The organism is Williamsia sp. MIQD14 (assembly GCF_051025635.1).
Classification (GTDB): Bacteria; Actinomycetota; Actinomycetes; order Mycobacteriales; family Mycobacteriaceae; genus Williamsia_A.
In genome coordinates this window covers 28704-41183 of sequence record NZ_JBPFDG010000007.1, presented here as the reverse complement: position 1 = coordinate 41183, position 12480 = coordinate 28704, and the positions used below count along the sequence as shown (strand labels likewise).

Annotated in this window: 13 protein-coding genes; all 13 read right to left on the bottom strand. The window is 68.2% G+C overall.

Annotated features, from left to right (window positions below):
• Window positions 1-4: 4 nt before the first annotated feature.
• From ACQ7HM_RS21120 to ACQ7HM_RS21060, 13 genes are read right to left on the bottom strand one after another with little or no spacing between them, the layout of a single operon-like run.
• Window positions 5-916 (bottom strand): hypothetical protein, encoded by a 912-nt coding sequence (locus ACQ7HM_RS21120; protein WP_434218208.1) that lies wholly within the window; start codon window positions 914-916, stop codon window positions 5-7.
• A gap of 3 nt (window positions 917-919) precedes the next feature.
• The gene (locus ACQ7HM_RS21115; protein ID WP_434218207.1) at window positions 920-1441 is read right to left on the bottom strand and encodes a DUF4913 domain-containing protein; all 522 of its coding nucleotides are present in this window, start codon (window positions 1439-1441) and stop codon (window positions 920-922) included.
• Window positions 1438-3198 carry a type IV secretory system conjugative DNA transfer family protein gene (locus tag ACQ7HM_RS21110; RefSeq protein ID WP_434218206.1) on the bottom strand — a complete coding sequence of 587 codons (1761 nt, stop codon included), beginning with the start codon at window positions 3196-3198 and terminating at the stop codon, window positions 1438-1440. The genes ACQ7HM_RS21115 and ACQ7HM_RS21110 overlap by 4 nt, the downstream gene beginning before the upstream one ends.
• Before the next feature lie 49 nt (window positions 3199-3247).
• Complete coding sequence (locus ACQ7HM_RS21105; protein ID WP_434218205.1) at window positions 3248-3841, bottom strand: hypothetical protein; 594 nt, start codon at window positions 3839-3841, stop codon at window positions 3248-3250.
• A complete protein-coding gene (locus ACQ7HM_RS21100) occupies window positions 3835-4152 on the bottom strand; it encodes a hypothetical protein (RefSeq protein ID WP_434218204.1) in 318 nt (105 codons plus the stop codon). The genes ACQ7HM_RS21105 and ACQ7HM_RS21100 overlap by 7 nt, the downstream gene beginning before the upstream one ends.
• Window positions 4149-4811 (bottom strand): hypothetical protein, encoded by a 663-nt coding sequence (locus tag ACQ7HM_RS21095; RefSeq protein WP_434218203.1) that lies wholly within the window; start codon window positions 4809-4811, stop codon window positions 4149-4151. The genes ACQ7HM_RS21100 and ACQ7HM_RS21095 overlap by 4 nt, the downstream gene beginning before the upstream one ends.
• 60 nt (window positions 4812-4871) lie before the next feature.
• Complete coding sequence (locus ACQ7HM_RS21090; RefSeq protein ID WP_434218202.1) at window positions 4872-6107, bottom strand: C40 family peptidase; 1236 nt, start codon at window positions 6105-6107, stop codon at window positions 4872-4874.
• A gap of 7 nt (window positions 6108-6114) precedes the next feature.
• Window positions 6115-6405, bottom strand: coding sequence for a hypothetical protein (locus ACQ7HM_RS21085; RefSeq protein ID WP_434218201.1), 291 nt, complete (start codon window positions 6403-6405; stop codon window positions 6115-6117).
• On the bottom strand, window positions 6402-8168 hold the full coding sequence (locus ACQ7HM_RS21080) for a hypothetical protein (protein WP_434218200.1): 1767 nt from the start codon (window positions 8166-8168) through the stop codon (window positions 6402-6404). The genes ACQ7HM_RS21085 and ACQ7HM_RS21080 overlap by 4 nt, the downstream gene beginning before the upstream one ends.
• Window positions 8165-9652, bottom strand: a complete 1488-nt coding sequence (locus ACQ7HM_RS21075; protein ID WP_434218199.1) for an SCO6880 family protein — start codon at window positions 9650-9652, stop codon at window positions 8165-8167. Before ACQ7HM_RS21075 ends, ACQ7HM_RS21080 begins: the two co-directional genes overlap by 4 nt.
• Entirely contained in the window at window positions 9652-11157 is a 1506-nt protein-coding gene (locus ACQ7HM_RS21070; RefSeq protein WP_434218198.1) for a hypothetical protein, read from the bottom strand. The genes ACQ7HM_RS21075 and ACQ7HM_RS21070 overlap by 1 nt, the downstream gene beginning before the upstream one ends.
• Complete coding sequence (locus ACQ7HM_RS21065; protein WP_434218197.1) at window positions 11145-11996, bottom strand: hypothetical protein; 852 nt, start codon at window positions 11994-11996, stop codon at window positions 11145-11147. Before ACQ7HM_RS21065 ends, ACQ7HM_RS21070 begins: the two co-directional genes overlap by 13 nt.
• Window positions 11996-12466, bottom strand: a complete 471-nt coding sequence (locus ACQ7HM_RS21060; protein ID WP_434218196.1) for a hypothetical protein — start codon at window positions 12464-12466, stop codon at window positions 11996-11998. Before ACQ7HM_RS21060 ends, ACQ7HM_RS21065 begins: the two co-directional genes overlap by 1 nt.
• Between the last annotated feature and the right edge of the window lie 14 nt (window positions 12467-12480).

Sequence of the window (12480 nt, the reverse complement as noted above, 5' to 3'; positions counted from 1 at the left end):
GCGTCTACCGCCCGTCGTGCCCGCGATCGCTGCCGGCGGCCCGTCCGCGGCCGGATCCGGGTCGGGCCTTCGTCGCGGTCTTGCGCGAGGTTTTCGCGGCCGTTCCCGGACGAGTCGGGTGATCATCGACGGCCAACGCTGCGGCGTGGCTGGCATCGGCGTGCGGCGCAGACACCGCGGCCTCTAGCACTTCTGCGGTGCGCGCCATGTCGTCGCCAAGGTCGAAGTCTGACGTCGCGGCCGCGGCGTCACGGTCGGCGGTGTCCAGGGCGCTGTCGCGGTCGTCGATCAACCGGGTGATGTCGTCGACGGTGCGTTCGTCGTCCACGTCGGGGCGAGCGTAGTGCCCGGCGCGGCTGGTGGCCACGAGCTCGGCGGCTTCCTCGCGGGGCAGGCTGGCGACGAGGTCGACGTCGACGCCGTATTCGTCGAGGAGTTCACCGATGTTGTCGGCCAACTGCTCGGCCGCGAGTGATGCGTGCGACCAGCGCCGTGCGGATTCGTAGACGTCGAGGATCTCGCCGGCGTCGGCGCGGGTGACCCAGTGTCGGTCGTGGGCGCGGTCACCGACCAGCGTCGGGTCGGCGCCGTAGTCGGCGCGGATCTTGTCGGTGATCGCGGCCTCGGACGCGGTCTGCCAGAACGTGGGATCGGACTGACCGACCCCGAGAGCATGTCGCGTCTCGTCGACGGCCTGGCGCGCTTGTGTGGCGGCCTGGCCGAAGGCCACGCCGGCGTTGGCTGCGCCGGTGGCTACCGACTCCTGTTGGGCCTCGCGGGCGATGCGTTCTGCGTTGAGCTGGTGGCGACGCATGAACGCTTCGATCAACGCCGCGCCAGTCGACACGGCGGTGGCGAGTGCGCGTTCCATCTGCGAGACCAGCTCGCGGTCCTCGTGTTCGTGGGGGTGGGTCATGGTCTAGTTCCTCTCGGTGTCGGTCGTGGTGGGTTTGGCGTCGCGGAGGTCGGGTTCGCTCATTGCCCACGCCAAGAGCTCGAGCGGCATCGGGTTGCACGGCAGCGGCTTGAGCCGCGGCTGGTGTCCGCGTTCGGGGCTGCATCCAGCGAAAGTGCCGAGGGGGTCGAACAGCACGGCCATCGTGGAGTCGGCGTAGTCCTTCCACCACGTAGCCATGCCCGTCGCTCCGTCGAGGCGTAGGTGTTCCCAGGTGCGCCATAACGCCTCGAGCCGCGACACCGCCTCGCCATGGGCCCACCAGTCCGGGCACCACTGCAACTGCGAGGCATTCGACACATCGCGGCGGTACATGTCGGAGAGGTGCTCGTCGACGAACTCGTAGACCGACTTGAACCGCAGCGTCGGCGCCACTTCTGCCGGCGCTTCTGGAACTACGGCGCCGCCGCGGGGACCGTCGTCCGCTGCGTCGTAGTCGCTGTAGTAGTCGTCATCATCGTTGATCGCGGGGTCGAGGTCGGTCATCGGAGAACCTTTCCGGCGGGGGCGCCGTCGTCGGGGGTGGGCGAGTACTTCGCGAGTGACGCCCGGATCTCGCTCGCGTAGGGCTTCTCCATCCACGGGACCATTCGGCCGATCGTGGGCCGGTTGCCGGCGGAGAGGATGAGCAGACGGCCGCGGGGCCACGCTTGGAGATCGGCGACGGTGAGGATGCGCTGCCACACCGTCGATTCGCTGACTGAGCCGCCCCGTTGGCCGGAACTGCGGGAGACGTTCAGTGCGCGGCGTTCGTAGTCGCCGACGAGCTTGGAGAGGAACTCCAGGAACTCGATTTCCTTGACACCGCCGCCGTAGACGAACACGTTCGACGCGCCGCTGAGCTGTTGGAGCCCGTCCTTGGTCCACACCCGCACGCCCTGGGACCAGTTCTGCAGGACGGTCATGATGTTGATCCCCCGCGAGCCGTAGTGGCTGTACAGGTCCGGCAGGCGCTTCCAGCGCACCACGTTCGCGGCCTCGTCAAGGGCGCACAGCATCGGCGTCGGCAGCCGCCCGCCGGGTGAGCGGGTGGCGATCTTCTCCCCCGCCTCACACGCGGCGACGGTCATCGCGGCGATGATCGGGCCGGTCGACCCGACACCTTCGCGCGACAGGCAGTACAGCGTCTCGCCGTTACGGACGAACGCCTCGAGGTCGATCTGTGGGCGGGTGTCGCCGGGGTGGGTGGTAATCCAGTCCTGAATCTTGCGGGACCGCAGGCAGTGCACCATCTTGATCGCGGTGCCGAAGATGCCGTCGGCCTGCTTGGGGTGCAGCCCCAGGCGCGCGGCGAGCGCCTGGGCGATCAACGGGTAGCGGTGATCGTTGAGGATCGTAATCGCCTCATGGCACCGCGCCCGGTCGCCGAGCCGCTCGTAGACGGTGGTGATCGGTTCCCGCGCCAACGCTGAGGCCAGGCACAGGTTCGCGACGAGGTCCTGGCCCTCGGGATCGAAATACGGGTCCTTCTTGGCGGCTTGGCCGTCGTCGCCGGCGGCGAACTGCTCGGCCAACGACTGGGCGGTGTCCTCGTCGACGACGTACGACAGCGGGTTCCAGTAGAACGATGCGGGTTCCTCGGCCACGGCCTGCGGATCGAACACCCACACCTTGCGGCCCAACGCCTCGCGGACACCACGGGTGTGGTCGAGGTTGCCGCGCTTGTTCTCTGTCGCCAGGACCGCGCCGGGTGCCTCGACGATTGCGGGGATGACCCGCGAGGTCGACTTTCCCGACCGCGGGCCCCACACATCGGCGTGCATGTCCTCGAACGACCCGAACAGATCCGGACCACTGGGCAGCGATCCTCCAATCGGCACCCCGGGCGAGGCCCACGGGTGATCGGCGGGAAACACCACTCCGAGGTCCTTGGCCTTCTGTGTGACGGCCTTTCGGGTGATGGAGTAGATGTCCTTGCCTCGGCCCAGGTGGCGCACAGCGTCATCGACGCGTGTCCGACGACCCTGTCGGCGCAGCACCAGCATCGCCACCGCAGAGGCGATGCCGGCGACGAGCACAGCGAACATCACCGCCCACACCGTCGCCGCGGTCGACCACCGAAGTTTCCCGGTGCCCACCTCGATGACCGCGGCCAGCGGATTGCCGGGGACCTGCTGCTGGCCGGCGAGCTGCAACGCACCCCAGGCCCCCAGGACGATCACGGCGACCAGACCGAGACCACCGAAGATCAGCTTGGGGTCGCCGTTCGTCGGTTCGTGGGTACGGCCCGCGGTGCTACTCATCGAACGCCCTGACGAGCGGTGACAACGTCAATCATGGTGGTGTCCTTGTCTACTGAGTGGTGATAGTGGTGAGCTGCCACCCGGCCGAACCGCCGGGTTTCGCGACGACCCAGACCGTCATCGGGGCGAGTTTCTGTCCGCCAGGGGTCACGGTTTGGGTCACCGTGGCCACGCGGGCGGCCGAGGTCGCGGTGTCGGGCGGATGCTCGTCGGAGAGCACGTCGGCTTTCGCGGTCACCGTGGCGCGGTCGGCTTTCCATTCCGCCCATTGGGCGCCGGTGATCGGCGCGAGTAGCGACCACGTCCCGTCGACCGCGGTGCGGTATTGCGGGGAAAGTAGATCCCCCGCACGCGCCGCAGCGGAGTCGGCGGGGCTGGTGTCGGTGCCGCGGTAGGAAAACACCGCCTCGAGCGCGGAGACGATCACCTGATCGGCCGAACAGATCCGACCCTCCGCGCACGCCTTAGCCTGCGTCGTGGGGCCCGGTTGCATCGTCAACGGCGGCTCCGACGACGCCGCCGAGTCGGGTCCGGCCACCACCGACGTCGGCGCCGTGCTGCTCGTCGACGAATCGTCGCCGCATCCGGCCAGTACCGCGCACACCGCGGCCGCGGCGAGAACACCTACCGCCCGGTTCAACATGCGGGCCTGTGGTGGTCGTGGTCGACGAGTCGGACGTTGACCGCGTCGTTGGCCGCACGGGCGGTGGTGATGGAATTGCCGATCACCTCGCTACGAGCGTGGCGCAGCAGACCTCGCACCACGGCCGAGACGCACTCGTCGATGGCGGCGTCGATGGCGGGCACGATCTGCGTCGGAGCCAGGTCGGCGCCGAGCAACGTCGCCAACACCGTTGCCGCAGCGTCGTGCTCGGGGTCGGCCCCATCGATGGCGACCTGGTGATAGTCGTCGATCACCGCCTGCAACCGGACCCGGTAGGAGGTGCCGGTCATGATGCCGCCGACTGCTCGGAGGCAACGGCGTCCAGGAGGACGTCGAGGCGGATGTCGCGCCACCCGTGCGAACCGGGTGCCCGGCACAGGGCGATCGCCGGTGACTGGTCGTCGACGTCGATCTCCAGCGCCACCCGGTGCCGTGACGCCGTCGCCGCGAGATCGGCTGCGTCAAGGTCGGGGTGGCAGGTATGCAGCAGCAGACGGATCGTGGACAGGTCGGCGTGCTCGCGGGCCTTGCCGGCGATGAACACCGCCTTGTCGGCCGCCGACAGCTCGGCCGAGAGATCGTCATCGGCGTAGATCCGGTCATCGGAACGGAATTCGCCGTACCAGGACTGCTCGCCGGTGGCGTCGCACACGGCGAACGACGCGACCTCGGCATCCCCAGCGGACCACAACTCGATCACCGGGGCGTCGGCGGCCGCCGCGGCGACCTCAGCGGCCCGCTCCGCGGTCACCTGCTCGCGGATCGCGTTGTAGTCGATGCCCAACCGTTGGCGCATCACCGTTTTCGCTTTCGGCCACAGCGCCCGGCTATCAAGCTTGTTGTCCTTGGCCCACCCGTACAGCTCGGTGTGGGTGGTCATGGCCTTGAGTTCGTCGGCGGCACCGTCAACGGCCTTCTCTGCGGTCTCCCACTCAGTCTTGCTACTCATCGTTGTTCTCCTTCATCAGTGTTCGGTTCTGGCGCGGGTCGTCCTGTGTCTGGGCATGGGTCAGTCCCTTCCTGCGTTGGTTCCGCCGGCGGGTCCGGGTGCGGTGCGGGGTGTCTGGTCGTCGCCGGGGTAGGAGAATCGACGGACGTACATCCCTTCACCCGCCCACCCGGAAAGCGGCATGATCGCGATTTTCTGTCCGGACTGGGGTGCGTTGAGCAGCATGTCTTTTCCGTCCTTCTTGCCCCAATAGATGCCGACGTGATGTGACCCGGCGGCCGAGGATCCGAAGTAGATGAGGTCGCCGGGTTGCTTCTGATCGGTCGGGATGGGGTGGGCGTGGCTGTCGCCCTGCTGCGAGCCGGTGAAATGCGCCGTGCGCACCGCGCCGCCGGAGGCTTGATACAGCGCGTACATCGTGAGACCGGAGCAGTCGAACCCGACGCGGGCGTAGTCACCGAAGCTGTCACCGGTGCCGCCGTCGTGGATGCCGACGGTGGGCCCGTACCAGTTGCCGCCGCCCCAGGAGTACTGCATCCCTATCCACCGCGACGCGGCGGCGATGATGCGTTGCCCGAACGGTCCGGCCAGCGGCGAGTTCGGATCACCTTCGGCCGATCCCGAGCACGCCGCTCCCCCGTCGCTCGAGGAGCTACCGCCGGTGGTGGTGGCGAGTTCCCCGAGCTTGGGGGTGACTGCGGCGATGACTTTCTCGGCCAGGGTGCGGGTGGTGGCGTAGGCGTCGGGGCCGGAGATTTCGACGGCCTGGGCGAGGGCGGCGGCGTCCATGGTCGCTTTGCCGGGGACCTTGTCGGCGGTGTCGTAGAACCAGTTGATCTGCCACACGGGGTCCATCAGCTTTTTCAGATCCCCGCCGGCGTGGACCGACGCGCGCACCTGGTGCGGTCCGACGGAGTCGTGGTCGGATCCGTCGCCGTCGTTGGGGAACTTCTCCGAGCCGGGGACGTTGGTTTTGTTCGACAGGTTCCGGTAGGTCGATTCGGTGGCCATGGCCATCGACTGGGCCAGGATTACCGAGTCGGGTTCGCCTCGCTGTTTGCCGATCGCCACACCGTTGGCGGCGAGCGCGGTCTGCTTCGGGTTGAGCCCGGCGACAGTCGCACCGTTGGCGCTCTGCACTCCCATCCCGTAGCCGCTGGTCGCGGCGGCGGTCTGGCAGTCGGTGGTCGCGCCCGATCCGGTGAGGATCGCGACGAGGAAGATCGAGGCAAGCACCACCGCGGCGACCGCCCCACCGATCGCCTTCGCTGCTCCTCCCGCGCCCTCGGAATCCATCAGCGCATCACCCCACCGACGGCTCTCGGCGGCCGATCGCCGAGAGCCGCTCGTTGAGACGGGTCAGGGCAGCGACTTTCGTCTCCAACGCGGCCAGCGTCGCGCGGTCCTCGGTGGTCAGGAGCAGCTCGGGGTGCGCTGCCCGCCACCAGTTGCGCACGGTGTGCGGGTGGACCGATACGTTCTGTGCGACCAGAGCGAACGCCTGGTGCCGTGTGATCTCTCCGCCGAGCAGATCGTCGACCGCGGCGACCGCGGCCGCCTTGAACTCGTCCCTGGCGGCTTCGCCCTTCTTCATTGCCGCTCCTTGGTCAGGCCGAATCGTTGGTTGGTGTCGTGCACGCCGGACCCGGCCTCGGTCGGGGTGAACGAGAGCCGGAACGGGATGCCGGGGCGGTCGTCCTCGCCGGACTTGAGCATGAAACAGCCTGTGCCCGGTGGGCGTTGGCGGTGTCCGGTGGTGATCTGCTTGATGGTCGCCGCCGTCGGTGGCGGGGTGGTCGACCACGAGGTGATCAATCGTTTCTCGGTGTTGGTGAACGACATGACCCCGCCGAGACGTTCGATCTCATCGGGCCCGACGGGGCCGATGATCTTCGCCCGCGCACGTTCGATGAACCCCAGCGCCTTGTTCACATCGGCCTGGGATTCGAAGGAGGCGAGGTCTTTGATGGTGTGGGTGATCAGCACCAGCCCGGTACCGATCTGCCGGTTGAGGCGGGTCAGGGAGTTGACCTTGTCGACCATCCCGGGCTCGGCGAGGACCTGCCACAGCTCGTCCATGATCACCAGGAACTGCCGCTTGTTCGACAACCCCGCGTCAGCCAACGTGTGGGCGGCCTCGACCGCGCCGAACCCGTCGGACCAGCAGGTCAGCAGGATCGCCGCTTTGAGTTTGGAGTGTCCGTCGGGGATCTTGGAGACGTCCACGCAGACGGCGGGGGCGTCGACGTCGATCGGGACGGTCGACTGGTGGTTGAACACCTCACCGAGCGGCCCGTCGACGATCGCGCGCAACGCTTGGCGGAGTTTGCGGGTGATGTCACGGAACTGGGCGATGTCGTCGGCGCCGGCGGCACCCCACAACGCTTCCGGGGAGTCGTCGAGGGCGGCGTCCATGTGCCGCAACAGCGGTGGGTTGGAGAACGTGAACCCCTGTCCGCCTTCCTCGATCGGTTTGTACAGGTGGTAGAGGATCGCCGAGATCAGCGTTTCCTCGAAGTCCGCGACCGACGATCCGCGGCCGAGCTGCACCAGGGCGGTGACGGCCTGGACCTGGCGGGCGTGGACCTGATCGGCGACGTATTCGGCGAGGTCCCTGCGGTCGGCGTCGATGAGCCGCGGGATGATCGACCCCAGCGCCCCGACCGCGAGCGGGTTGATCTTTGCTGCACCGGGCCCGGCGTCGATGACCTGGCCCTCCACGGCGTTGGTGAGGCCGACGTAGTCGGGTTTCACATCGCCCATGAAGAGCACCGTGTGGCCTTGGGCCATGGTGCCGATCGCGATGCGCCGCACCAGCGACGATTTGCCGAACCCGTTGAGCGCCAACACGAACAGGATCGGGGCGGTGATCAGACCGGCGTTCATCCACGACAGCGGATCGAACCCGACGTCCTCGCCGGTGAACAGATGCGACCCGATCGGCGTGCCGAGCATTGGTGCCGCAGCACCGAGGCAGTACGGCGACAATCCGGCGGTCTGGGTGGTCGTGGCCCGCCACTCCGGGAGCCGTGCGGTCGTGGCCATGCGCCCGCCCCCGGCGCCGAGGAACCCGCGCATCGACTTACCGGGCATGGGCTTGTCCCAGCCCTCGGACTCGATCAACCGGTCGATCGCAATGGCGCGGCGGCGCTTCTCCCGGCCGAGCTCGCGGCGGGCCTTCTTCCCTGCCCGACCGCCGAGTTCAGCCGCGTCGGTCAACTCCGCCATGCCGACTGCGGTGCGGATCTTCACCCCAGCGACCCGAACCCGGGCCGCGGTGGTGTCGAGATCAATATCGGAGGTGATGTCGTCGAACTCCGAGGTGGAGCGGTGCCGGGCACCGATCGGGGCGCTCACGCGCCGAACTTCCCGGAGATGGTGGCGTACTCGGGCAGCACGACACCGATACCGAGCGACCCGGCGAATGCGGCGGCCTGATAGCCCCAGCAGCGCCGCAACCCGATCCGCGCCGAGTCCCCCATCGCCTCGATCTCCGAGCGCAGCGTGGGGATGTCATCGCCGGCGGGGACGGTGGCGGTGACGATCATCCCGAACCGGGTCAACCCCGCGCCGCGGGCCTGCTCGGAGCGGGCGGCGTTGGTGTTCTGCACCCGCAGCGACGCCGACGCCGAGACCACACCACGCTTGGACTGCTCCGCGGCCAACGCCTCGCGGAAGTCGTTGTCGACGAGCTTGACCGCATCAGCGGTCGAGTGAATGCGGTAGACGATGGTGACCCGCTTACGGGGCACATCCATCCGCGGCGCCAGCAGCGGCAACAACGTGTCGGAGGGGACCTGCCCGGCCGGGGGTGCGGCCATCTCCCACGACACCGACGTGAACCCGTTGTGCCGGTATTCGCCCCACCCCTCCTCGGCGGTGATCGGGCCGGTACCGGTCCAGCGCAGATCATCGGACTCCGAGGTGCCGGCGATCTTCTCCAGATCGGTGACGAGCTCGGGGTTGTAGGCCCGCGTCGGATAGATGCACAACTCCCCCGCCGACAGCGGTGCCGCCGAGATCCCCGCCTGGGCAGCGGCCACGATCAGGGTGGACACCCGTCGGCCGATCTCGGCGGCCTGGTCGGCGACCTCGCGCGACGACGCTTCACGCAACGGCGCGAACGTCAACGTCAACCGGACATCCGAGCGCACCCGCGCCGACCCTCGCTCGAGGACGGTTTCGGCCATCACCTGCTTGGCATACGCCGGGGCGTTCGGGTCGGTCATGCGGCGGACCTCGGCGCCGACGCGGGCACCAGCATCAGGCACCGACTCGACCACCACCTCCGCACCCACCGCGCCGCGGGACGCACCGAGGCGGGCGAGGAAATCGCCCTGGCCGGCGACCCATTCGTTGATCTGCCACTGATCGACGCGCTCTTGGCCCTGCGGCTGCACCGCCAAGGAGATCGCGAAGTGATTCTTCGACGGGTAGTGGATCAGCCCGAACCGGCGACCATCGCGCAGCTCGTAGGAATACATGTGCGACCCGGCCGCGATACCGGGCATCCGCGCCGAACCGGGGACCTGACCGAACACACCACCGCGGTAGATCGTCTGCTTACGCAGTTTCGCCCACGAAAATTGAAGCCTCAAGATCGTCATCTCCCATCCCGTTCGCCCGCCGCGCGAATACACCAACGGGGCCATACCGATAACCGACAACAACGCCAACACCCCTGTCACAGGCAGGGATTGGGTGAACACGAACGTCATGATCACGGCGATGACCAGGAACCCGGCCATCACCGTCACACCCCAGTTCATGCCGAACAGACCCGTCGACCGGGGCCGCTCCCACCGGCCGTAGAGCAGTAATGCATCGCGATCGGAGGCCATCAGCGCATCCCTCCCTCAGCACCCATGCCGTCGTCGCCACTGTCGAAGAACGCTTCGGCCTGCTGCGACATCACGCTGGTCGCAGCCATCGCGTCACCGGCGGCCGAGAACCGGTTCCCGCCTCCACCACCGGACGACGAACCGCCACCGCCGGAGGAGGAATCAGGCGGCGGCATCGACGCCGCCGACGGCACATTCGACGACGCACCACTCATCTCCCCGCCACCGCCGCCCGAGGTCGGTCCGCGGCCACCACCCGACGATCCGCCCGAGGCCATCGCGCCCGCACCCTCGGAGCTGCCCGCACCCGACATCCGCGACACCCCGCCACCGCCGCCGCCGTCGGAGCCACCGCCGCCGCCTCCGCCACTGAGGCCGCCCGCAGCGCCCGACTGGCCCGCGGTCGACGCCGCACCACCGCCCGCGGCCGCCGCACCACCGGACGCGGCAATGGTCCCGCCCGCCGCGACCACGCCGGCGACCATCGCCCCGGCCGCGAGACCCGAGCCGCCCGACATCGACAACCCGGCCGAGACGAGCTTCATCAGCATCGGCAGCACCAGCGCGGAGAGGAACAGCAGGATGAACCCGTAGAGGACCTGGGCCTGGTCGTCGGCTCCGCTGGCTCCAGCCAGGGTGAACGCGGCGACAAAGCAGGACGCCGCCACGAGTTTCCACAGCAGCAGGGCGATGACCCAGCGGACGGTCTTGGAGTAGGCGGCCTTGCCCAGCTCGGTGCCCGACGCGGCGCCCATGATTGGGATGTAGGCGGTGACGAGGATCAACATCGCCTGCCGGACAACGAGAACGACCGCCTGGAAGATCGCGCCCAACACCCCGAGGATCGCGACGATGAGGACCAACCCGGAGCCCATGCCCATCAGGACGTCGACCTTGACGATGCGTTCGATGACTTTCGACGGTGCGTCTCCGTGGGTGACGGAGTTGAGCCACGCAATCGACAGTGCGTCGGTGCCCTGGCTCAGCGCGGTGAGGAACCCGCCGAACATCCACGCCCCGATGACCGCTCGGCCCATCGCCTGGAACTGCTCCTCGCCGGCGGCATAGACGGCGTGACGCTTGGCCAGCATCAATCGGATCGCGCCGATGACGATCGACAGGGCCATGAAGATTAGCTGTAACCGCAGCGTGAGTTCCTTGACCTTCTGAATCGCCGAATACTGCGCGGCCTCCGGGGTCGGGATTCGTACGAACCACGTCAGCACCGTCACCATCGCCGTCCCGGCGCCCTGCAAGATCGACTTCACGATCCCCTTGAAGCCGTCAGACGCAGCGTCTTTCACCGCATCCTTCGCCGCACCACCGACAGCCTTCGTCGCACTGCACACGGGGCCGACCGCCGCGTCGGCCGCCGCACATGCGACATCGGTGATCGGGTTCGCCTGGGCCTGTGGCGCTGGTGTCGCGATTGCCCCGGTCAGTGAGATGAGAGCCGCCACGAGAAGGGTGACGACCGCCCGACGGACAATTCTCAGTCGGTCCACGGCGTCATTCCCGCGATCGTTGTTCGCTGCTCGCCACGGTCCGGCGTCGTTGGGGTGACGATCAGTTTCCAGGTGCCGTCCTGCCAGGTGACCGACAACGTCGACACCTGGTAGAAGCCGTCAGGGTTGGTGTCGTCGACCACCGGGCCCGCGCCATAGGAGATCCGGGCGAAGTTGTTGGTGTAGGTGTCGACCTGCACTCCGGCCACAGCTCCGGGACCCAGATCGGGATCTGTCAGACCCACCATGCGCAGTGGTCGGTTGGTCTTGGTTCGTGCGGCGATGTCAGCCTCGGTGCCGCTGAGAAGGGTCTTCTGCACGACGGTCGAGGCTGCGTCAGGAGCCAGGAGCCAAGTGTTCAGGATGGAGGTCGCCGCGAGGGCTGCACCTTGAGGGGTGTGTGCCCATCCCTGTGCAACACCGTCTTTGATCTTCGTCGGGCCGTCTGAGGTGGAGAACGGCACGATGGGCAGGTCGTAGATCTTTTGCCACATCAACCCATCAGGGACACCGTCGGTGTCGGCGGGGGTCTTGCCGGTCTGGGGCAGGATCTGTCCGGCCGGGTTCGCGGGGAGCTGCACGGGCTTGTTGAGCTTGTCGACCGTGGTGCCGGTGAACCCGGCCCCGCCCGTCGCCGCCGAGGTCGGCGACGGCGTCGTGGCGGTTGCCGATGTCGCCGCAGGGGCGGTGGTCGGGTTGGTGGTGCCTCGGTTGAGGACGACCACCAGAACGCCGGCGATTGCCAGGACCACCACGACGGCGATGACGCTGAGCCACAGCCCTTTCCGAGAGGTCGGCGTGGGTGGGGTGGTCGGGAACACTGAGCGGGGTGCGTTCATCAGCACTGGCCTTTCAGAACAATCGTCGACGCAGGAATGCCGTCGACTGCGGACACCGGCGGGGTGCTCGAGGTGGAGTCGGGCAGAGCCAGCAGCCAGTCCCCTTCGGCGCTCCACACCACCGAGGCGGCGTTGGAGGTGTAGGAGCCGTCCTTCTGGCGGGTGATGATCGCGACGTCGGCGCGCTGCGGGGTGTAGTTGCGCATCTGGTAGCCGCACACTGTCGGCGGATCGGTGGCCGGGGCGGTGATCGACACCCGGACCCGTTCGATGGTCCAGGCGTCCCGGGCCGGGCCGGGGGCGATGAGCTGGTTGCCGACGTCGGACCACTGGTCGTCGGCGGCGACACTCATCCGGACCGTGGCGTTGATCGCCGCAAGGGCGGCGCCGGGGCCGTTGTGGTCGAAGCCGTGCGGGGCGACGATCGGGATCGAGGCGTGTGGTCCCTGATCGGCGGTCGGGATCTTCATGCCCTGAAACGACG